General features: G+C 73.6%; 21 protein-coding genes and 1 pseudogene. 10 read left to right on the forward strand and 12 right to left on the reverse strand.

Going from position 1 to position 23,153, the window contains the following annotated elements; all coding sequences use genetic code 11:
• The first annotated feature begins 256 nt into the window (after positions 1–256).
• The 4 genes from galE to AB5L52_RS39650 all read left to right on the forward strand — a co-directional run bounded on the left by galE (position 257) and on the right by AB5L52_RS39650 (position 5,297).
• A complete protein-coding gene (gene galE / locus AB5L52_RS39635; RefSeq protein WP_369368099.1) occupies positions 257–1,327 on the forward strand; it encodes a UDP-glucose 4-epimerase GalE in 1,071 nt (356 codons plus the stop codon).
• 80 nt (positions 1,328–1,407) lie between these two features.
• Positions 1,408–2,337, forward strand: coding sequence for a glutaminase (locus AB5L52_RS39640; protein ID WP_351018847.1), 930 nt, complete (start codon positions 1,408–1,410; stop codon positions 2,335–2,337).
• A 162-nt stretch (positions 2,338–2,499) separates the two neighbouring features.
• Entirely contained in the window at positions 2,500–3,903 is a 1,404-nt protein-coding gene (mptB, locus tag AB5L52_RS39645) for a polyprenol phosphomannose-dependent alpha 1,6 mannosyltransferase MptB (RefSeq protein WP_369368100.1), read from the forward strand.
• A 14-nt stretch (positions 3,904–3,917) separates the two neighbouring features.
• Positions 3,918–5,297 (forward strand): glycosyltransferase family 87 protein, encoded by a 1,380-nt coding sequence (locus AB5L52_RS39650; protein WP_369369043.1) that lies wholly within the window; start codon positions 3,918–3,920, stop codon positions 5,295–5,297.
• On the opposite strand, the pseudogene AB5L52_RS39655 reads toward AB5L52_RS39650, so the two are convergent.
• Positions 5,204–6,190: pseudogene (locus AB5L52_RS39655) on the reverse strand (D-alanyl-D-alanine carboxypeptidase family protein); the annotation flags it as partial. The gene AB5L52_RS39650 and the pseudogene AB5L52_RS39655 overlap by 94 nt on opposite strands.
• A gap of 99 nt (positions 6,191–6,289) precedes the next feature.
• A complete protein-coding gene (gene rho / locus AB5L52_RS39660) occupies positions 6,290–7,447 on the reverse strand; it encodes a transcription termination factor Rho (RefSeq protein ID WP_369368101.1) in 1,158 nt (385 codons plus the stop codon).
• A gap of 361 nt (positions 7,448–7,808) precedes the next feature.
• On the opposite strand from rho, the gene AB5L52_RS39665 reads away from it, so the two are divergent.
• Positions 7,809–9,074: a cytochrome P450 gene (locus AB5L52_RS39665; protein WP_369368102.1), complete on the forward strand. Its 1,266-nt coding sequence runs from the start codon at positions 7,809–7,811 to the stop codon at positions 9,072–9,074.
• 76 nt (positions 9,075–9,150) lie between these two features.
• On the opposite strand, the gene AB5L52_RS39670 is transcribed toward AB5L52_RS39665, so the two are convergent.
• Positions 9,151–9,561 (reverse strand): nuclear transport factor 2 family protein, encoded by a 411-nt coding sequence (locus tag AB5L52_RS39670; protein WP_351562746.1) that lies wholly within the window; start codon positions 9,559–9,561, stop codon positions 9,151–9,153.
• A 72-nt stretch (positions 9,562–9,633) separates the two neighbouring features.
• Here AB5L52_RS39670 and AB5L52_RS39675 point away from each other — a divergent pair, with 72 nt between their 5' ends.
• Positions 9,634–10,197, forward strand: a complete 564-nt coding sequence (locus AB5L52_RS39675) for a PadR family transcriptional regulator (RefSeq protein ID WP_369368103.1) — start codon at positions 9,634–9,636, stop codon at positions 10,195–10,197.
• Positions 10,198–10,201: 4 nt separating this feature from the next.
• Positions 10,202–10,954 carry a class I SAM-dependent methyltransferase gene (locus AB5L52_RS39680; RefSeq protein WP_369368104.1) on the forward strand — a complete coding sequence of 251 codons (753 nt, stop codon included), beginning with the start codon at positions 10,202–10,204 and terminating at the stop codon, positions 10,952–10,954.
• On the opposite strand, the gene AB5L52_RS39685 is transcribed toward AB5L52_RS39680, so the two are convergent.
• The 5 genes from AB5L52_RS39685 to AB5L52_RS39705 form a co-directional block, all read right to left on the reverse strand.
• Positions 10,924–11,667 (reverse strand): GntR family transcriptional regulator, encoded by a 744-nt coding sequence (locus tag AB5L52_RS39685; protein WP_369368105.1) that lies wholly within the window; start codon positions 11,665–11,667, stop codon positions 10,924–10,926. The genes AB5L52_RS39680 and AB5L52_RS39685 overlap by 31 nt on opposite strands.
• A 188-nt stretch (positions 11,668–11,855) precedes the next feature.
• The gene (locus AB5L52_RS39690) at positions 11,856–12,824 is read right to left on the reverse strand and encodes an acetylxylan esterase (RefSeq protein WP_369368106.1); all 969 of its coding nucleotides are present in this window, start codon (positions 12,822–12,824) and stop codon (positions 11,856–11,858) included.
• A gap of 102 nt (positions 12,825–12,926) precedes the next feature.
• A complete protein-coding gene (locus tag AB5L52_RS39695; RefSeq protein ID WP_351018823.1) occupies positions 12,927–13,511 on the reverse strand; it encodes a DUF3592 domain-containing protein in 585 nt (194 codons plus the stop codon).
• A gap of 217 nt (positions 13,512–13,728) precedes the next feature.
• Complete coding sequence (locus AB5L52_RS39700; protein WP_351018821.1) at positions 13,729–14,487, reverse strand: ferredoxin reductase; 759 nt, start codon at positions 14,485–14,487, stop codon at positions 13,729–13,731.
• Positions 14,480–15,085 (reverse strand): sulfite oxidase-like oxidoreductase, encoded by a 606-nt coding sequence (locus tag AB5L52_RS39705; protein WP_369368107.1) that lies wholly within the window; start codon positions 15,083–15,085, stop codon positions 14,480–14,482. Before AB5L52_RS39705 ends, AB5L52_RS39700 begins: the two co-directional genes overlap by 8 nt.
• Before the next feature lie 193 nt (positions 15,086–15,278).
• Between AB5L52_RS39705 and AB5L52_RS39710 the strand changes: the two genes are divergently transcribed.
• Both AB5L52_RS39710 and AB5L52_RS39715 read left to right on the forward strand, forming a co-directional pair.
• Positions 15,279–16,202, forward strand: a complete 924-nt coding sequence (locus tag AB5L52_RS39710) for an NADP-dependent oxidoreductase (RefSeq protein WP_369368108.1) — start codon at positions 15,279–15,281, stop codon at positions 16,200–16,202.
• A 5-nt stretch (positions 16,203–16,207) separates the two neighbouring features.
• Positions 16,208–16,960 (forward strand): GNAT family N-acetyltransferase, encoded by a 753-nt coding sequence (locus tag AB5L52_RS39715; protein WP_351019464.1) that lies wholly within the window; start codon positions 16,208–16,210, stop codon positions 16,958–16,960.
• A gap of 112 nt (positions 16,961–17,072) precedes the next feature.
• Here the strand turns inward: AB5L52_RS39715 and AB5L52_RS39720 are convergent, their stop codons facing one another.
• Positions 17,073–17,471, reverse strand: a complete 399-nt coding sequence (locus tag AB5L52_RS39720; RefSeq protein ID WP_351019462.1) for a MarR family winged helix-turn-helix transcriptional regulator — start codon at positions 17,469–17,471, stop codon at positions 17,073–17,075.
• A 125-nt stretch (positions 17,472–17,596) separates the two neighbouring features.
• Here AB5L52_RS39720 and AB5L52_RS39725 point away from each other — a divergent pair, with 125 nt between their 5' ends.
• Positions 17,597–18,694, forward strand: a complete 1,098-nt coding sequence (locus AB5L52_RS39725) for a hypothetical protein (protein ID WP_369368109.1) — start codon at positions 17,597–17,599, stop codon at positions 18,692–18,694.
• A gap of 97 nt (positions 18,695–18,791) precedes the next feature.
• Here AB5L52_RS39725 and AB5L52_RS39730 read toward each other — a convergent pair whose 3' ends face one another.
• The 3 genes from AB5L52_RS39730 to AB5L52_RS39740 form a co-directional block, all read right to left on the reverse strand.
• Positions 18,792–20,033, reverse strand: a complete 1,242-nt coding sequence (locus AB5L52_RS39730; RefSeq protein WP_369368110.1) for a VWA-like domain-containing protein — start codon at positions 20,031–20,033, stop codon at positions 18,792–18,794.
• The gene (locus tag AB5L52_RS39735) at positions 20,030–21,283 is read right to left on the reverse strand and encodes an AAA family ATPase (RefSeq protein ID WP_369368111.1); all 1,254 of its coding nucleotides are present in this window, start codon (positions 21,281–21,283) and stop codon (positions 20,030–20,032) included. Before AB5L52_RS39735 ends, AB5L52_RS39730 begins: the two co-directional genes overlap by 4 nt.
• 75 nt (positions 21,284–21,358) lie before the next feature.
• Positions 21,359–22,918, reverse strand: a complete 1,560-nt coding sequence (locus tag AB5L52_RS39740; RefSeq protein ID WP_369368112.1) for a hypothetical protein — start codon at positions 22,916–22,918, stop codon at positions 21,359–21,361.
• Between the last annotated feature and the right edge of the window lie 235 nt (positions 22,919–23,153).

Consider the following 23,153-nt stretch of genomic DNA (forward strand, 5'->3'; position numbering starts at 1 on the left):
CGACTTTCACGGTGGGTGCCCCGCGCATCCGGGAGACCGCTCGATCCGCAGGGAGCCCGAGCCGCCGTGCGGTGCGTACCGTAGTCCTGCCCCCGGCCGCGGGGCTCCTCGCGCTGCTTCCGCCGGCGTGGGCCCTGCTCCTGTTCCCCACGTACGTACGCGGGTTCATCGCCCGATGACCCGCCGCCCGGCGGCGCCGGAACCGGATGGCCGCCCCGACGGCCGCACCCGGCCGACCAGACGAAACGAGGTACTCATGCCCGAGACGGTCCTGGTGACCGGTGGCGCGGGATTCATCGGCAGCCACAGCTGTGTCGAACTGCTCGGCCACGGCTACGAAGTCGTCGTGGTGGACAACCATGTCAACAGCTCTCCCGAGGCACTGGTCCGCGTCGCGAAGATCGCCGGCCGGCCGCTCATCGCTGCCTACGCAATCGACGTGCGCGACCGGGCGGCGCTCTCCGAGGTGTTCGCGCGGCACCCGGTGGACGCGGTCATTCACTTCGCGGCCCACAAGGCGGTCGGCGAGTCGGTGTCCCTGCCGATCGAGTACTACGACACCAACGTCGGGGGCACCTGCGCACTGCTGTCGGTCATGCACGAACACGAGGTCCACCGGCTCGTGTTCTCCTCCTCCTGCTCGGTCTACGGCGACGCGCGGACCGTGCCGCTGTCCGAGGACAGTCCCGTGGCGCCCACCAATCCATATGCCCGCACCAAGCTGACGTGCGAGCGGATCCTGGAAGACGTCTGTGCCCGTCTCCCGGATCTGAAGGTGCTCGCCCTGCGCTACTTCAACCCGGTCGGCGCCCACCCGAGCGGGCTGCTCGGGGAGGACCCGCATGGCATCCCCGGCAACCTCATGCCGTACATCGCGCAGGTCGCCGTGGGCCGTCGGGAGGAGCTGAGCGTCTTCGGGGACGACTACCCCACCCCCGACGGCACCGGAGTGCGCGACTACATCCACGTCATGGACGTCGCCGAAGGACACCGGGTGGCCCTCGAACACCTCGACGACCGCGCCGGCATGCGGGTGTTCAACCTCGGCACGGGCACCGGCACCTCGGTGCTCCAACTGGTCGACGCCTTCGCGGCGGTGAGCGGCCGTTCGGTGCCCTGCCGGACCGTCGGCCGCAGAGCGGGCGACGTCGCCGCACTCGTCGCCGACGCCAGTGCGGTGGCGGCGGCCTGGGGCTGGACCACCACACGCGACCTCACCACCATGTGCCGCGACGCCTGGCGGTTCCAGGAGCTCAACCCCGACGGCTACGCCCGTCCCAGCGCGCGTGCCGGCGGCCCCACGCCAGGAGAGTCCCCGGACGGATGACCCGTCCTCGGCACGGGCTGCCCGGGTAGATCGCTGAGGACCGGCCTCCCCCGGCAGTACCCGGAGGACAGGAGTACGGCATGATGACGATCATGTCCTCGCAGTTCCAGCCGGTCCTCGAACGCATCATGACGGAGATCGAACGCACCCCGGGCCGCGGCCGGGCCGCCGACTACATCCCGGCCCTCGCCGCGTGCGACCCCCGCCGGTTCGGCATGGCCGTGGCCGAGCTCGACGGCACGGTGTACGGGGTGGGGGACTGGCGTGAGCCGTTCTCCGCGCAGTCCATCACCAAGGTCTTCACGCTCGCCCTGGACCTGGCCCGCGAGGGCGACGAACTCTGGGAGCACGTGGGCCGTGAGCCCTCCGGCAACCCCTTCAACTCCCTGGTCCAGCTGGAGTACGAGAACGGCATCCCGCGGAATCCTTTCATCAACGCGGGCGCCCTCGTCGTCACCGACCGCCTGCAGACCCGTACCGGAGACGCGGCCGGCGAGCTGCTCGCCTTTCTGCGCGCCGAGAGCGGCAACCCGGACCTGGACTTCGACCTGGACGTCGCCGCGTCCGAGACCGCGCACGGCGACCGCAATGCCGCCCTCGCCCACTTCATGGCGTCCTACGGCAACATCGACAACGACGTGCCCACCCTGCTCGACCAGTACTTCCGGCAGTGCTCCGTCACCGCTTCCTGCGCGGACCTGGCTCTCGCCACCGGCTTCCTCGCCCGGCACGGCATCCGCGCCGACGGCGGCCGCCTGCTCACCCGCAGCCAGGCCAAGCAGGTCAACGCGGTGATGCTGACGTGCGGGACGTACGACGCGGCCGGCGACTTCGCCTACCGCGTCGGCCTGCCCGGCAAGAGCGGGGTCGGCGGCGGGATCATCGCCGTCGTACCGGGCCGGTGCACGCTGTGCGTGTGGAGTCCCGGGCTGGACGAACGCGGGAACTCGGTGGCCGGCGTGGCGGCCCTCGACCGGTTCACGACCCTCACCGGGCTGTCCGTGTTCTGACCGGTGATCGCGTCGTTCCTTTCGCTCCCGGACGCACCGGCGACCGCCCTGACGTGCCGAATTCACCGTTCCTCACATGCCGGTCACGTGCGGGCCGCCCACAGGTGAAGGGAACGTCGCCTCCCGGCCACCCGGCGTTGACACGCTGAGCCAGTGTTGGCCATGGCATTTCCCTTCGATCTCCGCCGCTGTCAGCTGCTCGGGCTGGCCGGTACCGCCTTCCTCGCGCTGGGCGGCGAGACCGCCGGCGCCCTGCCCGTGCAGGACCTGCTGGCGCCCGCCTCCGCGCAGGCGGCGCTCGGACTGGTCGGGGTCTACTTCGGCGTCGTCCTGCTGATAGCGGCCTGGGTGCTCCTCGGCCGCCTGGTGCGCGGACCGCAGCCGCCATCCCCGCGCGCCCTGCTGCTGGTGCTCGCCGTGTGGGCGGCACCGCTGCTGCTCGCACCCCCGCTGTTCAGCCGGGACGTCTACAGCTACCTCGCCCAGGGCGCCATGGTCGACCACCACATGGACGTCTACGCCCACGGCCCGGCCCAGCTCGGCGGCCCGCTCGCCGACGAGGTCGCCCCGATGTGGCAGCACACCGGCGCCCCCTACGGCCCCGCCTTCCTGGGGCTGGCCTCCGCGCTGACCGGCCTGACCCGCGGCGAACTGCCCGCCGGACTGCTCGGCATGCGTCTGGTCGCCCTGCTCGGGGTGGCCCTGATGGCCCTTGCGCTGCCCCGGCTCGCCCGGCACAGCGGCGCCGACCCGGCCGCCGCGCTCTGGCTCGGCGCCCTCAATCCGCTCGTCCTGCTGCACCTGGTCGCGGGCGCCCACAACGACGCCCTGATGCTCGGACTGCTGGGGCTCGGCCTGGTCGCCGCACGCGGGGACCGGCCGGCCGGCGGCCTGCTGGGAGCGGTCCTCGTCACCCTGGCCGCCCTGGTCAAGGCGCCGGCCGCGCTCGGACTGCTGGCGGTCGTGGCCCTCCGGGTCCGCTCCGGCCGCCGTCCGCTGCCGGCCGCCCTGACCACGGCGGCGGCCTCCGCCGTGACCACCGTCGTCGCGACCGCCGTCGCCGGCACCGGCTATGGCTGGATCGCTGCCCTGAGCACCCCGGTCTCCCCGCACAACTGGGCCCTGACCAGCCTGCTCGGCCGCGCCACCGGCGCCCTGCTGGAACACCTCGGCAGCAGCCTGGCCCCGCTCGCCGTACCGGCCTGGCATGTGTTCGGGCTCGCGGCCACCGCCGTCGCCGTGGCGCTGATATGGCGCCGGCTACGTCTCAGACCCGTGTACGCACTCGGGCTCAGCCTGCTGACGGTCGCCGTGTTCGGTCCGGCGATCCGCCCCTGGTACGTGCTGTGGGGGCTGTTCCTCATCGCCGCGGCCGCGCCGAACACCTCGGTACGGCACCGGGTCGCGGCTCTGGCGGGCGTCCTCGCCCTCGCCGTCCTGCCGAGCGGCGGCCCCGCCGACCTCGGGCAACTGGTGCTCGCCGTCTCCGGCGGGGTGCTCGGTGTGGTCGTCCTGTGGCAGGCCCACCAGGCGGCCCAGGCCCCGGCACCGGGACGTACCGCGTGAGCGGGCTCGCGGGGCTGGTGCGACCTCGTACGGAGCGCGGCCGGATGCTGCTCGTCCTCGCCCTCGTCGCGGCCGTGACGGTGTTCACCGCCACCGTGCCGCTGCTGCGCGGCTTCTTCGACCTGCGCGTCTACTACGGCGCCGTGCACACGTGGGTGCACCACGGCGGCCGGATCTACGACTACCACGTGCCCGGTACGTCGTACGGCTTCACCTATCCGCCGTTCGCGGCGGTCGCCATGCTGCCGCTCGCCCCGCTCGACCGGCCCTCGGCGATCGTGGCGTCCCTGCTCGTCAACCTGGCCGCGCTGGCGGTGGTCCTGCGGATCCTGGCCGGTCCCGACTGGCGGCGGCACGGCTGGTTCCGCTGGTCGCTGTGCCTGTGCCTGCTCGCGCTGTTCGAGCCGCTGCGGGACACCTTCAGCTTCGGCCAGGTCAACCTGGTGCTGCTCGCGCTCGTCCTCGGCGACTGCCGGCTGCTGGCCACCGGCCGGGGGCGCTGGGCGGGCGCCGGGATCGGGCTCGCCGCCGCGGTGAAGCTGACGCCCGCGCTGTTCATCGGCCTGCTGCTGCTCGCCGGGCGGCGCCGGGCAGCCGGTGTCGCGACGGCCGTCGCCGCCGCGGCGACCGCGCTGGCCGTCTGGGCGGACCCCGCGGCGTCCCGCTTCTACTGGACCGAGGCGCTGTGGGACACCGGCCGGGTGGGCCGGCTCGCCTATGTCTCGAACCAGTCGCTGCAGGGCGTGCTGGCCCGGCTCGGCGAGACCGGCCGCCCGCTGTGGGCGACGGTGGTCCTGCTGACCCTGTGCGTCTGGGCGTGGCGGACCCGAGGGGCGGTGAAGGCCGGCGACTGGACGGCCGCCTTCGCCCTCACCGGCGCGGCGGCCTGCCTGGTCAGCCCCATCACCTGGGTGCACCACCTGGTGTGGCTGCTGCCGTCCTTCGCCGTGCTGCTGCGCACCGGGCACCGGCGGATCGCGGGCGCCCTGTACGCGGTGCTGTGCACGAGCGTGGTCTGGCTGTGGTTCGACGACGCCTCCGGCATCGGCGGCTTCCTGGGCAGCAACACCTACACCTGGATCACGCTGGGTCTGCTGCTCGGTCTGCCGACGGGTCAGCCGCGCTTGGTGCGCCTGCCCTTGGCCTGCAGTCCCAGAACCGCGCCCACGGCGCCGAGCCCGGAGAGTCCCGCGACGACGGCGGGGACCGTCCAGTCCGTGCCGTCCGCCGCCGGCCGCGAAGCGGCCGCGGCCACCGGCGCAGGCGGCGACACATGCCGCGGCTTGGCGACCAGCCCGTCCAGCGAGCCGACCGGATCCACCCGCCCGGCCGCGTCGAAGCCCCAGTCGAGCAGCTCGCGCGCCTCGTCGTACACGGTGAACCCGCCCCTCTGAGGGTTCATCACCGTCACCAGCAGCGTGCGCCCGTCCCGGCGGGCGGCGGCGACCAGGGTGTTGCCCGCGTGGGTGGTGTAACCGTTCTTGATGCCGATCAGCCCCGGATACCGCTCCACCCCGCCCGCACCGGTCAGCAGCTTGTTGGTGTTCTGGATGCCGTACGACCATCCGTCACCGGGGAACGTGGCCTCGGCGGTGGAGCAGTATCGCGCGAAGTCGGGGATGCGCAGGCCCGCCCGGCCGAAGACGGCCAGGTCGAAGGCGGAGGACACCTGGCCGTCGGCGTCGTAGCCGTCGGGGGAGACCACGTGGGTGTCCAGGGCGCCGAGCGAACGTGCCTTGGCCTGCATCCGCTTGGCCGTGGCCTCCCAGCCGCCGTCCAGCGCGGCCAGCACATGCACCGCGTCGTTGCCGGAGCGGAGGAATACACCGCGCCACAGGTCGGCCACCTCGTAGGAGTGACCCTCCTGGACGCCGACCATGCTGCTGCCCGCGCCGATGTCCGCCAGCTCCTCGTTCCGCACGGTGTGTCTCATTGCGGCGGGCAGGGCCGGCAGTTCGGTCACGGCGAACAGGGTCTTCAGGGTGCTCGCGGGCGGCAGCCTGCGGTGCGCCCCGTTCGCGGCCAGCACCTCGCCGGTGCCGGCGTCGGCCACCACCCAGGACAGCGCCGACACCTCGGGCACCTCGGGCGCGCCCCGGCGCGGCCGGACCTGGGTGCCGGAGTCGTAGAGCAGGGACGGTCCGGGCATCGCCGCCCGGGGTGCGGGTGGGGCGGGTTCCCCGGCCCGGGGCCCGGCGGAGGCGGTGGCCGGCAGGAGCGCCAGCACGCCCGCCGCGCACAGGGAACAGGCCGACAGGGCCGCCCGATGAGAGAATCCGGTGATCATATGCTCAACGTACGAACGGGTCCGGTATCCCTCGCGCTGTGAGGGCCGTTCGGCCCACGCGGGCAACCCGAATGCCCGAACTCCCCTGTGGGGAGAGGGTCAGCCGGTGGGCAGGGTGGGCAGGGTGGGCCGGACCTGCCGCAGGAACGCGGCGTTGTCGGGGGTGGAGCGCAGCCGCTCCAGGAGCGTCTCCAGACCGGACGGACCGCCCTCACGGGAGCGCAGCACCCGGCGCAGACCGTGTACGGCCGTCAACTCGGCCGGGGTGAGCAGCAGCTCCTCGCGGCGGGTGCCGGTGGCGTCGAGGTCCATGGCCGGGAAGAGACGCCGGGCGGCGGCTTCCCGGTCGAGGCGCAGCTCCATGTTGCCGGTGCTCTTCAGCTCCTCGAAGTAGTAGCCGTCGGCGCGGGAGCCGGTGTCCACCAGAGCGGTGGCGAGGATGGTCAGCGAGCCGCCCTCCTCGGCCTGGCGGGCGGCGCCGAAGAACCGCTTCGGGCCGAGCAGCGCGCCCGCGTCGACACCGCCGCTCAGGGTGCGGCCTCCGGCGGCGGAGGCGTTGTTGTGCGCCCGGCACAACCGGGTCAGCGAGTCCAGCAGGATCACGACGTCCTCACCGGCCTCCACCAGGCGCTTGGCCCGCTCGACGACCAGCTCGGCGAGGGCGATGTGCTCCTTGGGCGCCCGGTCGAACGTCGAGGCGTACACCTCGCCGCGCACCGAGCGGCGCATCTCGGTGACCTCCTCGGGGCGCTCGTCCAGCAGCAGGACCATCAGCCGGCACTCGGGGTGGTTGCCGGCCACGGCGGCGGCGAGCTGCTGGAGCAGCACCGTCTTGCCGCTCTTCGGCGGGGCCACGATGAGTCCGCGCTGGCCCTTGCCGACCGGCGCGAAGAGATCGGCGACGCGTCCGGCCGGTCCGGACGCGGGGTGTTCGAGGCGGATGCGGTCGTGCGGGTGGAGCGGGGTGAGGTCTCGGAAGTGGCGCCGGCCGCGCGGATCCGCCGGGTCGCGGCCTTCGACGCGCGTGACCTCGGTCAGGGCGCGCTGGGCGCCCCGGACGCCCTCGACGAGGTCGCCCTTGCGTAGCCCGTGGCGCCGGATGAGCGCCGGCGGGACCTGCGGATCCGCGGGCGAGGGGAGGAGGCTCGCGGCCCGCAGATGCCCCTTCCCGTGCGCGTCGATGTCGAGGACACCGGTGACGAGCCGGGCGGCCGGGGCCTGCTGGACCACGGGAGGGTGTTCGAGTGTGGTGGTCATGGTGGGAAGTCCTTTCACGGACGGAGGAGGAGAGTGGGAAGGGGGGAGAGGCCGCGAGCGGGAGGCGGTGACAGCTGCCTCCGGGCGGCGGGAACGGCACCTCGGGTATGGCGGGAACGCCCTGGTCACGAGGTGGTGCAGAGAAGAAGCCCGGGCCGGTCGGAAGCCTCGGCCGAGGGGCTGATGGAGAAGAAGGCGACACCGGTGTCCCAACGACGGGACACGCACATGCGCTGATCGCACTATACCCGTGCATCCGGTTGGGTCAACATGATGGCGTCCGCGTCTATTCCCGCCCGATGGGCTGCTCCCGCCCAGATTCGCTGCTCCCGCCCGATCCGCGTGACCGTCAGGAGACCCCGTGGAAACCTCCCCCGTCCGACCTCCTTACCGTCTGGACCCCGCCGGTGGCTGCCCGCACGCCGTCAACGCGCGCCTGCTGGCCGAGGGCGCGGTGGCCGCGGTCGAACTGCCCGGCGGGATCGAGGGGATGGCCGTACTCGGGCACGAGGCGCTGAAGGAGTTCCTCCAGCATCCCGAAGTCGCCAAGAACGCACGGCACTTCACCGATCTGCGGGAGGGGCGGATCCCCGCGGGCTGGCCCCTGCTCACCTTCGCCACCGTGCAGGGCATGACGACCGCCGACGGCGAGAATCACCGGCGGTTGCGGTCCCTGGCCGGTCGTGCTTTCACTCCGCGCCGGGTGGAGCAACTGCGGCCTCGAATCGAGCAGTTGACTGCGGAGCTGCTGGACAACCTGGCCGGCGCCGCGGCGGCCGGAGACGGTGTCGCCGATCTGCGGCGGCACTTCGCCCTGCCCCTGCCCATGGGCGTCATCTGCGAACTCCTGGGCGTGGACGTGGAGTTCCGCGACCGACTGCACCACCTGAGCAATCAGGTCGTGGCCACCGACACCACACCGGAGCAGACCATCGCCGCCAACCGCGAGCTCGTGGCGGTGCTCGGCGAGATCGCGGCGGCGAAGACCGCGCAGCCCGCCGACGACCTCACCAGCGCGCTCATCGCCGTCCGGGACGAGGGTGGCGACCGGCTCGGCGACCAGGAACTGACCGGCACCCTCCTGCTGATGATCATCGCCGGGCACGAGACCACCCTCAACCTGATCACCAACGCGGTACGCGCGCTGTGCGCCCACCGCGACCAGCTCGACCTGGTGCGCGCGGGCGGGGCGAGCTGGGCCGACGTGGTGGAGGAGACGCTGCGCTGGGACGCACCGGTCAGCTACTTCCCGTTCCGCTACCCGGTGCGCGACCTGACCGTCGACGGCACGCCGATACCCGCCGGCACCCCCGTGCTCGCCGGCTACTCCGCCGCGGGCCGCGACCCGGCCGCGCACGGACCCGACGCCGACCGCTTCGACGTCACCCGCCCCGCCCGGCCCGACGCCGTACGCCATCTCTCCCTCGGGCACGGCGCGCACTACTGTCTGGGCGCGCCGCTGGCCCGGCTGGAGGCCGGTATCGCGCTGGAGCGCCTCTTCACCCGGTTCCCCGGTCTCGAACTCGCCGCCGACGAAGCAGACTTGGCACCGCATGCCGGATTCGTCGGCAACAGCGTGCGCGCGCTGCCGGTGCGGCCCGTACCCGTCGGCAACCGGGGAGCCTGAGCCGTATACCAGCCATACGAACACTCCGGCGGCAGGGGACAAGGGACCTGGCAGTCATGCGCCGACCGTCCACCTTCTACGAGCTGGGCATCGCCGACCGCGCCTCCGCCTCCTTCACGATGTCGTCGAACCGCGCACCCATGGCCTCGGCGAGCGCGTGCGCGCCGGACAGCGGGCGGACCATGACCATGAGGTCGTCGATCAGGCCGTCCTCGTTCACATGGATGAAGTCGCAGCCGGTCAGCTCGCGGTCGCCCACCCGGGCCGTGAAGACCAGCGCGTGGTCGGGGCCGGCCGGGTCGCCGATCTCACGGACGTACCGGAAGTCCTCGAAGACCTGGGAGACCGCGCGCAGGATCGCCGCGGTGATCGCCTTGCCCGGGTACGGCTTGAAGACGACCGGGCTGGTGAAGACGACGTCCTCGGCCAGCAGCGCCTCGACGGCGTCGATGTCCCCGGCCTCGACCGCCCTGCGGAACGCGTGCATCGGACCACCTCGCATAGTCAATTAATTGAATAGGTGCGGATGAGATTAATCAACGGCTGCTAGCCTGTCCACATGTCGCTCAAGTACGCCGTCCTGGCCGCCCTGCTGGAGGGCGAGGCCTCGGGATACGAGCTGTCGAAGGCGTTCGACGTCTCGCTCGCGAACTTCTGGCCGGCCACCCCGCAGCAGCTCTACCGGGAGCTGGAGCGCCTCGCCCAGGACGGGCTGGTGCAGGCTCGGACGGTGCAGCAGGAGCGGCGGCCGAACAAGCGGATGTTCACGCTCACCGAGGCCGGCCGGGCCGAGCTGGGCGCGTTCGCCGCCGAGCCCCCGAAGCGGCCCACGGCCGTCCGCGACGAACTCCTCATCAAGATCCAGGCGATGGACGGCGGTGACCCCGAGGTCACCCGCGCGCTGATCGAGGAGCGCAGGGGCTGGGCCCAGGGCAAGCTCGACCGCTACCGCCGGGTGCGGAGCCGCCTCCTCGACGGCCGCACCGAGGACGCGTACCTCCGCGACGCCGACCGTATCGGCCCTTATCTCACGCTCATGGCGGGGATCGCCTTCGAGGAGGAGAACCTGCGCTGGTGCGACCGGGTCCTCACGGTGCTGCGGCAGCGAGTGGCTCTAGGCTGAGCAGATGTTCGGTCCAGAAGGCCCCGGCCTGCGTGAACTCGCCGTACAGGCGCTGTCGTCCGTCGAGCGCGGCTACGACCTGCTCGCCCCGAAGTTCGACCACACGCCGTTCCGTACGCCCGACGACGTGCTGGAGTCCGTGGCGAAGGCGCTCGCGCCGCTCGGCCCCTTCGAGGACGGGCTCGACCTGTGCTGCGGCACGGGTGCGGGCGCCGAGGTGCTCACCGGACTGTGCCGGCGCAGCGTCACCGGGGTCGACTTCAGCGCGGGCATGCTCGACGTCGCCCGGCACCGGGTGCGGCCCGCCGGCGGGCCCGGGGTCGCCTGGGTGCGCGGTGACGCCCGTGCCCTGCCGCTGCGGGCCGCCTTCGATCTCGTGGTGTCCTTCGGGGCGTTCGGTCACTTCCTGCCGCGGGAGCTGCCGGGGCTGTTCGCGCAGGTCCACTCCGTCCTGCGGCCGGGAGGCCGGTTCGCCTTCCCGGTGCTCGCCCCGCCCCCTCCGACACGGGCCGGTTTCTGGATGCTGCTCGGCTTCGACGCGGTGATGCGGGTGCGCAACATGCTGTGGCGGCCGCCGTTCGTCATGTACTACCGGACCTTCCGACTCGGGGCCGTACTGGGAGAGTTGGAGCGTGCGGGGTTCGCCGTCGAGCTGTACGCCCTGCCCGAGTGCGGGCGGCGCGGCGACGGCAGCCCACGGGCCCGGCTGGTGGTGGCCCGGCGGACTCAGCCCGCCGCGGGCAGCGTGAACTCGTAGACCAAGGCGTCCCGTTCGGCGTCCACCACCAGATCGGTGATCTCCAGCGGCCGGGCGTACTGGTCGTGGACGCGCCGGGTCACCCGTACCGAGGAGGCGCCGTCCAGCTGACTGATGGAGTCGCGGTGGTGCAGACACAGACCGGCCTTTCGCATCCAGTCGTAGGCCCGCCGCAGCTGCGCCGGAGTGGCACCGTCCGCCCGGCCCCGGTACCGGGCCAGCTCCGCGACCTCGGCCAGCGCCACCGCCGAGAACGACGTCAGCGCCGTCCGCAGTGACCGGCCGTCCGGCGTGGACGCCCGGTAACGGTGCACCAGGGTCGGCCGGAGCGGAGCCAGGCCCAGCGCCTGCGCATGCTCCGGTGGCGGCGCCTCCCAGGTCACCGTGGCCCGGTCGACCGTGGACGGGTCCGCCGGGCGGGCGCCCAGCGGGAAGGCCGGCGTCCCCTGGGCTCCGACCGGCGGGGCGGGCAGTGCGGCATGGCTGCCCCGCCGGTCGGTGGCGACCATGCCGCCGCGCCGCAGCACCTCCAGCGCCTGCCGGACGGTCTCCCGGCTGACCTGGAAGTGCGCGGCCAAGTGCCGTTCGCCCGGCAGCCGTTCGCCGGGCGGAATGGTGCCGTCGCGCAGTTCGTCGAGCAGCAGCGCCGCGATCCGTCCGTACAGCGGCCGGTCGTCGCTCGGTGCGGGTTCGTGCGGGGTGGTGCGGGCCATGCCGCGCCTCCTGTGGTGACAAGACGTAGCCGTGCGGGCTCATTGCGCGACCACAATTAGCATTGGTCTAAACCACGAGGGAAGAGCGCCCTGCGGTTTCGGCCGAAACCCACCCACACCTGCCCCGACTTCGGCGAACCGGCCCTGTGCGCGGAGCGGTGGCCCGGTCCGCGCCCACGCCCGTCACCTCAGGTGTACGACCGCAGCCAGCGGACCTTCTCCGCCTCGTGGAAGGGACCGCCGCCCTCGTGGTCGTTGAAGTCGTAGACCTCGATCGCCTTGTCCTCGTGCGCCCAGGCGTTGAAGGCGGCGAACACCGTCGACGGCGGGCAGGTCTGGTCCTCCAGCGCCGCCGAGAACAGCGCCGGCGCCCGGCCCCGCGCCGCGAAGTGCACCCCGTCGAAGTACGCCAGCGTGCGCTGCACCTCCGCCGAGCGGCCGCGGTGCGTCTTGAGGAACAGGCCGATCTCGCGGTACGGATGACGGTCCGTCAGGATCGTCGCGCGCGGGAAGTCGCACAGGAACGGCACGTCCGGCGCCACCGCGACGAGGTCGGGCACCAGCGCGCCGACGGCCAGAGCGATGCCGCCGCCCTGACTCGCGCCGAGCGCCACCGTGCGCGCCGCGTCGGTCAGCGGGTGCGCCCGGGCCGCCTCGACGGCGCGTACGGCGTCCGTGAACACCCGGCGGTAGTAGTAGCTCTCGGGCGCGTCGATGCCGCGCGTCATGAAGCCGGGGTACGCCGGTGCCGCGCCCACCGGGTCCGCCGTGCCACCGCCGCCGCCCCACGCGCTGCCCTGGCCGCGCGTGTCCATCACGAAGTGCGCCCGGCCGGTCGACGCCCACAGCAGATGCTCGTGCGGGAGCCCGCGCCCGCCGCCGTAGCCGATGAACTCCACCACCAGCGGCAGGGGTTCGCTCGCGCCGGCCGGCAGCAGCAGCCACCCCTTGACCGGATGGCCGCCGAACCCGGCGAACGTCACGTCGTACACCTGGACCGTGGACAGCCCCGTGTCCACCGGTTCGAAACGGGCGTCCAGCTCGTGCTCGCGCGCCTCCTCCAGGGTCTTGTCCCAGAAGGCGTCGAAGTCCTCCGGCTCGGTGGACTCGCTGCGGTGTGCGCGGAGCTCGTCGAGGGGAAGGTCGAACAGGGCCATCAACAACCGCCTTTGCGAAGGAAACAGCGTCGGCTCACCGTACGTGGGTCGTCGGAGAACTGGCCAGCAAGCGGTTGCTGTCTCGGTGCGGGCGGTGCCCCCTCACGCCTGGGGCTGGGTCCACCTCGGTCCCGTCCGCTCCCACTCCCGCTCCCACTCCGCGAGCCGGTGCCGCAGCGCGATCCGGCGCTCGACGGCGTGTCCGAGGAGTACGACGGCCGCCGCGGCACCCGCCGCGGACACCCCGACGGTCACCGCGTGCTGCAGGACCGTCGCGCGGTCCGGTGGCGGCCCGACACCGCGGCCGCGGGTGTCGAACCACACGGTGACCGTGTCCCCGGCCCGGGTCCCCGCCGGCACCCGGGCCCACGCCGTACGGGTCCCCTTGCCGGGCTCGGTCCAGCGGACCCGGGCGCGGTACGGGTGCTCGCGGTCGCTCTGCACGGCGGACACCCGCTCGGGCCGGTCGCCGATCACCAGCGCGCGCACCTGGTGGCGCTCGGCCCGCTGCGCGGCCGCGACGGTCCGGGCATGGTCATGGGCGTGGAGCCCGGCAGCCACGCCCACCAGCGGCGTGACGACGAACAAGAGGACGGCGACGATCAGCACCGTCCAGGCCTCGACGACATCCGAGCGGCGCCGCAGCGGATTGCGCTGCCAGCGCCAGCCGCGCACCCGGGTACGCATGCCCACCTCCTCGCACCGTCGGAGCCGGAGAGCCGAAGAACCGGTCCGCCCGGCCCCTCACCCCCACCGCTCACGCACACGAGCGTCCACACACGTCTCGTACCCCGTACGGAGCACCTGGCCCACACGGCGAACCGCTAGTTCAAGCCCACCTGGAGCGCGGAAACGCGCCACGCGCCCCACGATCACGCGACCGACCCCGGCGCGCGACGCGGGGTCAGCCGAAGCGCTCGATACGGATCCGGTCCACCGGCTGACCCGCGGCCACCAGCAGCCGGGACGCGTGTTCGGCGAAACCGTTGGATCCGCACACATAGGCCTCCCACCCACCGGAAGGCCGCTCGGCCAGGAGCGGCGCCACATGTGCGGCCGTCAGACGGCCCACCGGCACCCCCGGTGGGGCGCTGCGGGTGAAGACGGGCGTCGTCTCCGCGCCCAGCTCGGACCCGTAGATCAGCTCCTCGGGGCTGCGCGCGGACACCAGCATGCGCAGCGGCACCGTGAGGCCGCGCCCGCGGTGGTGCCGCACCATCGACATGAGCGGGACGATCCCGGAGCCGGCGCCGAGCAGCAGCGCGGGCCGGTCGCCCGGCCAGGCGAAGAAACCGCTGAGCGGCCCGCGCACCTCCACCGTGTCACCGGGGCGGGCCACCGTGTGGAACCAGCCGGAGACCTCCCCGTCCGGCACCTGATCCAGGGTCAGCTCGATGTGCCCGGAGTCGTCCGGCGCCGAGGCGATCGAGTAGTGGCGCTGCGCCACATAGCCGTCCGGCGCGGTCAGTCGCAGCATCAGGTGCTGGCCGGGCAGATGCCCCGCCCAGTCCGGCACCGCCAGCCGGAAGGTGGCCGCGTGCGGCGTCTCGCGCCGGATCTCCGTCAGTGTGGCGGTCTGCCACACCGCAGCCGCCTGCTCGCTCACCGCGATGCGCCCGGGCACCGCGAACCGTCGGTCGGTCGTCCGCACCGTGTCAGTCACCGGAGTACCGCTGTTCCTCCCAGGGGTTGCCGCGCTCGTGGTAGCCGTTGCGCTCCCAGAAGCCCGCCTCGTCGTGGTCGAGCAGCGTGAGGCCCGCGATCCACTTGGCGCTCTTCCAGAAGTACAGATGGGGTACCAGCAGTCGCGCCGGGCCGCCGTGCTCGGACGGCAACGGCTTCCCGTCGTACTCCCAGACGATCCAGGCCTGCCCGCCGGTGAGGTCGGCGAGCGGCAGATTGGTGGTGTAGCCCGTATGAGAGGCGGCGATCACATGGGTGGCGGACACATGGGGCCGCACCACATGAAGGAACGCGTCCAGCGAGACGCCGCCGAAACGCACACCGAACTTCGACCAGCCGGTGACACAGTGGATGTCACCGGCGTACGCCGACGCCGGCAACGCGTGCGCGGTGTCCCAGTCCCAGGTGTGCGGCCGTTCGACCAGGCCGTCGATGCGGAAGGACCAGTCGGCCGCCGCGAGGTCGGGCGTGACCTCGGCGGACAGGACGGGCCAGTCCTCGCCCGCGTCGTACTGCCCGGGCGGCAGCCCCGGATGGTGGACGCGCGGGCGGCCCGTGAAGCCTCGCGTGACGTTCATCCTTCAACCGTACGCTGTCCTCGCGGGTGCTCCGTCCCTGGTCACCGACTCGATGACGGCTCTGGTCACGGCCCGATCGTTGCGCCCGTATGAACTCTTTCGGACCAGGGGAATAGCTCTGCGGCGCTTCTCCTTTGCGCTCGATGCCGGCACCGGTACACCGGTGGCAGCGCGAGAGCAGCGAGGAGTGAGCATGCCCAAGGCGTACGTCTACACGCGGCACGGGGGACCGGAGACCGAGGCGCTGATCGACCTGGACCGCCCGAGCCCCGGCCCCGGCGAGATCCTGATCGCGGTCCGCGCGGCCGGCGTCAATCCCGTCGACTGGAAGCTGCGCCAGGGCTTCCGCCGCCCCGACGAGGGCGATCAGGTCTTTCCCACGGTCTTCGGCAGCGAGGCGGCCGGCGTCGTGGCGGAGGTCGGTGCGGGAGTCTCCGGCTTCGCCGCCGGCGACGAGGTGTTCGGCAGCACCGCCCAGGGCGGATACGCCGAGTACGCCCTGCTCACCGCCGACGTGACCGCTCACAAACCCGCCGCGCTGTCCTTCCGTGACGCCGCCACCCTCCCGGTCGCCGCCGCCACCGCGTACGACGGTGTCCGCCAGCTCGGCCTGCCCGGGGGAGCGACCCTGCTGGTCACGGGCGCGGGCGGCGGGGTCGGCACCGCGGTCGTGCAGATCGCCCGCGCCTTCGGACTGCGCGTCGTGGGCGTGGCCGGCGAGGGGAAGAAGGACTTCGTGGAGTCCCTCGGCGCGGTGCACGTGTCCTCCGGGTCCGAACTGGCCGAGCGGGTGCGGGCCGTCGCCCGCGACGGCATCGACGGGGTGTACGACCTGGTGGGAGGCCCGGTGCTCACCGAGGCCGCCGAGCTGCTCAAGGACCGCGGCAAGCTGGTCACCGCCGGCTCCCGGCAGGAGACCGTCGCCGCGCTCGGCGGCGACCGCGTCCAGCGCGCCCGCACCGCCGCCGTCCTTCAGGCGGTGGCCGACCTCGCCGTGCGCGGCGCGCTGAATCCGCACGTCAGCCGGGTCTTCCCGCTGGAGGAGGCAGGCGCGGCGCTGCGCGCCGTGGAGGACGGGCACGCCCTCGGCAAGATCGTGATCGAGGTGGCCGTGTGAGCGGCATAACGGGCACGGGCGCCGGCGAGCGGACCGCCGCGGACGCCCCGCACGTCCTCGACAACCCCGCGCTGGCCTCGCTCACCGGCCCGCACGCGCATTTCGCCGAGCGGCGCGGCCGGGTGCTGCGCTATCCCGTCGACGTGTCGCCGTGGCTGGCGCTGCCCGACGCACCGGACGCACGGGACTGGGCGGACCTGGCCGCGCTGGCCGGCCCCGGCGCGGAGATCCCGCTGCCGGGTTACCGGGGTGAGGTGCCGGACGGCTGGGAGATCACCTTCCGGGTCGAGGGCGTGCAGCTCGTCGACGACGGACTGGTCGCCGCACCGGACGCGGAGGCGGTGCGCCTCGGCCCGGCGGACGTCCCCGAGATGCTCGACCTCGTGGCCCGCACCCAGCCCGGCCCCTTCGAGCCCCGCACCATCGAACTCGGCACCTACCTGGGGATCCGGCATGGCGGGGCGCTGGTCGCCATGGCGGGGGAGCGGCTGCACCCACCGGGCTGGACCGAGATCAGCGCGGTCTGCACCGACCCGGCCGTCCGCGGCGAGGGCCTCGCCACCCGGCTGATCCGCGCGGTCGCGCACGGCATACGGGAGCGTGGCGAGACACCGTTCCTGCACACCGGTGCCCACAACACGAACGCCATCCGGCTGTACGAGTCCCTGGGCTTCCGGCTGCGCCGCCGTACGGCCTTCCTCGCGGCCCGCGCCCCGGAGCGGCTGACGGACGACCGGACCGCGGTACCGGTGGCGTGACCACCACACGCGGGGGCGCGCCCGCGCCCTCATGACCTCGGGACCGGCGCGGGTGCGGGGCCGGGACGGGCGCCGGGGCCGCCGGGGCCGGGGGCCAGGCCGGTCAGGCGAATCAGGCGGACCCCGTCTCGCCCGGATCCGTGTTGTACCGCTCCAGGTAGGCCGCGAAGCGCACCAGATCCTCCTCCGGCCAGTCCGCGAGGCGCTCGCGGAACGCGGCCCGACGGCTGCGGGTGACCTGGGCGAGGATCTCCCGGCCCGCCTCTGTCAGATGCAGCACCTGGACCCGGTGGTCCTCCGGGTCCAGGCGGCGCTCGATCAGTCCAGCCCGCTCCAGCGCGGACACCTGGCGGCTGACCGTGGACTTGTCGAGCGCGTAGTGCGCCGCGAGGTCCGTCGCCCGGCAGCTGTCGCGCTCCTCCAGATGGCCGAGCAGGGTGTACGACACCAGCGACAGCTCGGGATGCATGCGGCCCGCCGAGGCACGGGCCCGGCGGGCGAAGATGGTCATCTCGCGCTGGATCGTCTCGACGGCCGACTCCGCTGCGCTCACAGGAATACCTCCTCCGGCGTTCTAGTTGTATAGTACAACTTGGAGTGGAAGTTGTATAAGCCAACCTTTGGAGGTCGCCCGCGATGAGGTCACCGGCGCTGCGCCATGTGCTCACGCACCTGATCACCCCGCTGCTGATGTGCATAGGCATGGGGCTCGCGTACATGGGTGCCTTCGTCACCCCCGAGCCGCACCACCTGCCCGTCGCCGTCGTCGGCACCACCCCGCAGGCGAAGGTGTTCGCCCAGACGGTCAAGGACACCGCCGGGGACAAGCTCGACGTCCGCACGGTCGCCACCCGCGCCGAGGCCGTCGACCTGCTCACGTCCCGCGATGTGACCGGCGCCTATGTGCCGAGCGCACACACGCCCGAGCTGCTGGTGGCGAGCGCCGCCTCCGACATGGGTGCGACGGCCGTGGAGAAGGTCTTCACGCCGGTCGCCGCCAAGGAGGGCGTGCCGCTGAAGGTCACCGACGTGGCCGCGCCGGTCGCCGACGACCCCACCGGGCAGGGCCTGTTCTTCCTGCTGATCGCTCTCAGCATCGGCTCCTACGCCTCGGTCGCCGCCCTCGGCGCCGCGGGCGCCGGTCTCGCCATGCGGGTGCGGGCGCTGCTCGCGCTCGGCGTCTCCGCCGTGGTCAGCGGCATCGGTGCGCTGCTCGCCGGACCGGTCTTCCACCTCGCGCACCACGACCTCGCGGGTGTGTGGGGCATGGCCTGGCTGTACTCGGCCGGCATCCTCTTCATCGGCGTCGGCCTGCACACCTTCCTCAAGCGGTGGACCACGCTCACCATGATGGTGCTGTTCGTGATGCTCAACTTCACCAGCTCCGGCGGGTTGTTCCGCCCCGAGCTGCAGAACGGCTTCTTCGGCGCCCTGCACGCCTTCTGGAACGGCGCCGGCTTCGTCGAGGGCATCCGCAGCCTGCTGTACTTCGGCGACGACGGCCTTGCGCGCCATGCGTGGACCCTCGTGGTCTGGCTGCTGGTGGGCCTGGTGGTGACCGGCAGCGCGGCCCTGTACGAGCGCCCCCGAAAGGCCCGGCACGCGGCCGGCCACGCCGAGCCCGCCCCGCAGCCGGCCGCCGTGCCGGCCCCCGCGCGGTCGGTCGAGGAGAAGACCGAGGCACAGATCGAGGAAGAGGTCGAGGAAGAGGTCGAGGAGACGGTCGGCGTCTGACCCGATACCGGCCAGGGACAGGGAGCGCGCCCGGGGACGGGCGGGGCTCCCTGCCGGCAGTCGATCCCCGCACGTCGATCCCCGCACGCCGGTCACCTCATCCCGTCGCCGACCCGATCGTCACCACCCGCGCCCACGCCGGCGGTGCGTCCGGCCGGTAAGCGGGATCGTTCTCGTCGTACGACCCGCCGGTCCGCGGGAACAGCCCCACCACCGTTCGGCAGGCCGGCCGCTCCGCGGGCCACGGAGTCTGCCCGTCGGTCAGGACCACCACCACGTCGGGGCGCGTCCGCAGCGCACGGGCGAACCCGGTGCGCAGATCCGTCCCGCCGCCGCCCACCAGCTCGATGCCCTCCGTCCGGCACACCGGCTGCACCGTCTGGGCCGCGGCGTCGCAGGACAGCACGGAGACCAGGTCCCGGCGGCCGCCCACGGCCCGGCTGATCGCGGCCACCTCCAGCAGCGCGCTGCCCAGTTCGGCGTCACTGACCGACCCCGAGGTGTCGACGACCACGCACACCCGAGGCGGCCGGCGCCGCAGACTCGGCAGGACGACCCGGGGCAGCCCGGCCGAACGCCGGGCCGGACGGCCGTAGTGGTAGTCCTCACCCGCACCCGGTCCGGAGATCGCCGAGCGGAGCGCCGAGCCCAGCAACTGGCGCCACGGCTGCGGCGGATGGAGCACCTCCTCCGCCCAGCGCCGCCAGCCCTGCGGGGCGCTCCCCGGAGCGCCCTTGATGCCCTGCGCCACCCGGAACCGGATCGCGTCCCGCTCCTGCTCGCTCAGCCCGTGCGCGCCGTCCGGACCCAGCTCCCACCCCCGGTCCAGCCCGTCGGCGCCGCTACCGCAGTCCAGCCAGGCCAGGCGCTCCAGGTCCGGCCCGAGCCGGAACTGCCGCAGGTAGTCCTCCATCAACTCGCCTTCGCGAAGCCCCAGTCGGTGCGGCGTCACGCAGTCCTCGGGATGCGCCAGCCCGTCGCCGTACACGTCGTCGTTGATCTCGCAGTCCGCGGCGATGTTCATCCGCAAGCGCTCCGCGGGACCGGTCAGCCGGTGCTCGCGGGCATACCGCTCGCTGCGCCCGTGATGGTCGCGCAGCAGGTGAGACACCTCGTGCACCCACACCGCGGCCAGCTCCGCCGGCGGTGTGCGGTCCACGAACGCCGGGGACACATAACAGCGCCAGTACCGGTCGACCCCCATCGTCGGCACCGCCCGCGACTCCACCGGCCGCAGCGCGAACAGCGCCGTCGCCAGGTACGGCCGGGCGCGGGCCGCGTGCAGCCGCGCGGCGAAGAGCTTGCCGAGGTCCAGCGCGCCGGGCGCGTCCGCCGTCATGGGCGCGCCCCCGCGGTGCCCGCTGCCAGGCGGGCGGCCGCGTCGGCCCGCCGGGACAACGACACCGCCCCGGCGAGCCGTTCGATCGCCGCCGGTACGTCCCAGTCCTCCCGGCGCAGGGAGGCCAGCGTGGTCGCCGGGACGACCACCACGTCCGGGGCCCCGGTCTCCATCGCCCGCACCAGCAACGCCCAGGCCGCGTCCCAGCGGGCGCGCTCCGGACGCCTGCGGACCGCGGCCACCACGCCGTCCAGCACGGCCTGCCGCAGATCCCCGCGCTCGGGCAGCTCGGCACCCGCCGGGTCGGCGAGCAGCGTCTCCGGGTCGGGCAGATCCATCCGGTCCAGACTCGCCAGCAGCTCCAGCCCCGGACCGTCGCCCACGGTGCCCCGCACCAGCAGCGACAGCACGTCCCGGGCGGATCCGGCGGCGGTCGCGAAGGCGATCAGCCGCAGCGTCGCCTCCCAGCTGCGCGGCGACGGCCAGGCGCCGCCCCGCCGGCTCTCGCCGTTCGGCAGCCGGTGGACGAGTCCCGGCCGGGCGACGAGGAACTCGCACACCGCGCGCCGGGCGAACGCCACGGCCCCGGGCAGCCGCTCCGGGTCGAGCGCGGGCAGGGTCGCCCGCGGCCAGGTCCCGCCGAGGCCCCGTACGACGACGTCGTGGTCGTGCTCCCACTGCAGATGCACGAACCGGTTGGCCAGCGGCGGGCTCAGCTCCCAGCCGTCGGCCGCCGAGGAACGCGGGTTGGCCGCGGCCACGATCCGCACCCCGGGCGGCAGCCGCAGCGCGCCGATCCGCCGCTCCAGCACCAGCCGCAGCAGTGCCGCCTGCACCGCCGGGGGAGCGGTGGACAGCTCGTCCAGGAACAGCAGCCCCCGCCCGGCCCGCACGAGCCGCACCGCCCAGTCCGGCGGGGCCATCGGGACGCCCTGCACGGCGGGATCGTCTCCTACGACGGGCAGGCCGGAGAAGTCGGACGGCTCGTGCACACTCGCGATCACGGTGGTGAGCGGCAGGTCCAGGGCGGTGGCGAGCTGGGTCAGCGCCGCCGTCTTGCCGATGCCGGGCTCACCCCAGAGCAGCACCGGAAGATCGGCGGCCACGGCCAGCGTCAGCGCCTCCAGCTGGACGTCGGCGCGGGGTTCGGTGGTGGTGTCCCGGAGCAAGGTCAACAACGTGTCGGCGACGGCGAGTTGGGGAGCGCCCGGCTGGTCTGCGGGCAGAGTGGTGGAAGCGTACGAAGGCATGAAGGCATCACCTGTGGTGTGAAGTCGCAGGACGGGCAAGGCGGTTCGGAAGCACTGGGAGGGAAGGAAGGAGGCTCAGAAGAAGGTGACCGTGCGGGTCTGGCGGCGGGTGGGGCGTCGATTTCGGGTGGTGCGGCCGCTCCGGGTGAGGGAGTCCCGGCCGGCGTCGAGCAGACCGGCCCGGTACAGCCCGTAGGCGATGCGGCGCTCGGCGGCCGCCGCCAGTTCGTCCCTCAGCGGCCCCGCGCGCAGTACCGCACCGGGACCCAGCAGCCCCTCGACCACGGCCAGGGCGCCGTCCGTGTCACCGTGGTCCAGCCGTTCCCGTACGCCGGCGAGGCAGTCCGGACGCCGGTGCGCCTCGTCGATGACCCGCAGACACGGCAACGGCGGTCCGCCGAGCGCGACCAGCAGCTCCTCGCGCCGGATCTCGTCCCGTTCGTGGTCCAGCGGCACCAGGACGCCGTCGACCAGACCGATCCGGTGCGTGGCCCCCCGGCACTCCACGAGCCGCGCCCGCGCCACCGGGTCCGCGTCCCGGAGGGCACCCTCCGCCCGGTGAGCGGGGGCCAGCACGGCGGCGACCAGCGGATGCAGCCGCTCCGGCGTGAGCAGCCCGGCGCGGAGCAGTTCGAGGTCGGGCGGGATCCAGGTCGCCGCGTCGGGCAGCACCGGCACGGCGGAGGGGCCACCCGAGGGAAGCTCGCCGACGACCCGAAGGCCCGGCGCACCGCGGTCGTCCGCGACGAGGGACGCGTGTCCACCGACCCCGACCCGGACCGAGCCCGGGGCGCCGTCGGCCGGTCCGGCGCCGCAGCGATGTTCGCCCTCGGCCGGTTCGGCTCCGTACCGGCGCTCGGCCTCGGCCGGTGCGGCCCCACCCCGGCACCCGCCCGCCTCCCGGGCGCCGCCCCCCTCGCCCCCGGCCACCGCCAGCACCAACCGGCGGCGACCGCCGAGCCGTACCGCGAACGGCGTGCCGGGACGGCCCTCGGCGTGCAGCAGGAGGCGGGCCTCGGCCGCCCAGCGGTCAACGGCGCAGCCGAGGCCGGGCGGCGCGAGTCCCAGGGGGTCGTGGTCCGGTGGTGCGGGGCCGTCGGCGCCCGAACGCGCCCGTAGTTCTCCGGCCCGGCGGGCGTCCCACAGGTGCCGGTGCAGGTCGAGCCGGAAGCGGCGGTTCGGATGCGGATGCGGATGCCGACCGGTCTCGGGCCGCGCCGGATCCCACAGCGCGAGGCTGATCCGCTGGCCGGCGTCCGCCCAGGCGGGCGGCGTACGGGCCACGAGCTGCAGCGGGCCGGCCCGGCCGGGCCGCTCGTACCGGGCCAGGGTGAGGGTCAGGCCGGGGCGCAGCAGCCCGTCGGGTGCGACCCTCGGCATGTGCCAGCGCAGCAGGTCGGGCGCGAGCGCGCGGAGGTCGGCGCGGAGCCGGGCCGCGATCTCCCGGCCGTGGGCGCGGGCGACGGAGCGCAGATCGAGGTCGACGTCGATCCGGGCGGCGGCACAGGCCCCGGCCCAGTCGCCGGCCGTGCGGCGGCCGGTGGCGAGCTCGATCATGGACGGTGGCACGGCGTACATCCGTACGCGCAGCCACAAGGAGAGGCGGGAATCCCCGTACGCGGTGGAAGGGAGCATCAGCGCTCACCTTGCGCGGACGGGACCCCCAATCGCTGAGAGGCGTAAGTCGTCATCGCGGGGATCGTAACCACGCGCCGCCCGGGACGTCATCTGTTTTTCCCGCAACTCCACGCAGCCGGCGGGGCGATCGCGCCCGGCGCCGGGTGCACGGCCCTTGGGGTATCGTGGCCGTCCGGTCGCGGACGGACGCGGCCCCGATCGCCGAGGAGGTGGGACCCATCACCGCTGTGTC

This window comes from Streptomyces sp. CG4 (genome assembly GCF_041080655.1).
Taxonomy (GTDB): Bacteria; Actinomycetota; Actinomycetes; order Streptomycetales; family Streptomycetaceae; genus Streptomyces.

Excerpts from the sequence above, each read along its gene's own strand:
- AB5L52_RS39670 (WP_351562746.1), bottom strand. The coding sequence starts at position 9,561 with ATGCACGCGTTCCGCAGGGCGGTCGAGGCCGGGGACATCGACGCCGTC.
- AB5L52_RS39720 (WP_351019462.1), bottom strand. The coding sequence starts at position 17,471 with ATGACCATCTTCGCCCGCCGGGCCCGTGCCTCGGCGGGCCGCATGCAT.
- AB5L52_RS39730 (WP_369368110.1), bottom strand. The coding sequence starts at position 20,033 with ATGACGGCGGACGCGCCCGGCGCGCTGGACCTCGGCAAGCTCTTCGCC.
- mptB (WP_369368100.1), top strand. The coding sequence starts at position 2,500 with ATGGCATTTCCCTTCGATCTCCGCCGCTGTCAGCTGCTCGGGCTGGCC.
- AB5L52_RS39725 (WP_369368109.1), top strand. The coding sequence starts at position 17,597 with ATGAGGTCACCGGCGCTGCGCCATGTGCTCACGCACCTGATCACCCCG.
- AB5L52_RS39710 (WP_369368108.1), top strand. The coding sequence starts at position 15,279 with ATGCCCAAGGCGTACGTCTACACGCGGCACGGGGGACCGGAGACCGAG.
- AB5L52_RS39740 (WP_369368112.1), bottom strand. The coding sequence starts at position 22,918 with ATGCTCCCTTCCACCGCGTACGGGGATTCCCGCCTCTCCTTGTGGCTG.
- AB5L52_RS39680 (WP_369368104.1), top strand. The coding sequence starts at position 10,202 with ATGTTCGGTCCAGAAGGCCCCGGCCTGCGTGAACTCGCCGTACAGGCG.
- galE (WP_369368099.1), top strand. The coding sequence starts at position 257 with ATGCCCGAGACGGTCCTGGTGACCGGTGGCGCGGGATTCATCGGCAGC.
- AB5L52_RS39705 (WP_369368107.1), bottom strand. The coding sequence starts at position 15,085 with ATGAACGTCACGCGAGGCTTCACGGGCCGCCCGCGCGTCCACCATCCG.
- AB5L52_RS39675 (WP_369368103.1), top strand. The coding sequence starts at position 9,634 with ATGTCGCTCAAGTACGCCGTCCTGGCCGCCCTGCTGGAGGGCGAGGCC.
- AB5L52_RS39735 (WP_369368111.1), bottom strand. The coding sequence starts at position 21,283 with ATGCCTTCGTACGCTTCCACCACTCTGCCCGCAGACCAGCCGGGCGCT.
- AB5L52_RS39690 (WP_369368106.1), bottom strand. The coding sequence starts at position 12,824 with ATGGCCCTGTTCGACCTTCCCCTCGACGAGCTCCGCGCACACCGCAGC.
- AB5L52_RS39640 (WP_351018847.1), top strand. The coding sequence starts at position 1,408 with ATGATGACGATCATGTCCTCGCAGTTCCAGCCGGTCCTCGAACGCATC.
- AB5L52_RS39695 (WP_351018823.1), bottom strand. The coding sequence starts at position 13,511 with ATGCGTACCCGGGTGCGCGGCTGGCGCTGGCAGCGCAATCCGCTGCGG.
- rho (WP_369368101.1), bottom strand. The coding sequence starts at position 7,447 with ATGACCACCACACTCGAACACCCTCCCGTGGTCCAGCAGGCCCCGGCC.
- AB5L52_RS39685 (WP_369368105.1), bottom strand. The coding sequence starts at position 11,667 with ATGGCCCGCACCACCCCGCACGAACCCGCACCGAGCGACGACCGGCCG.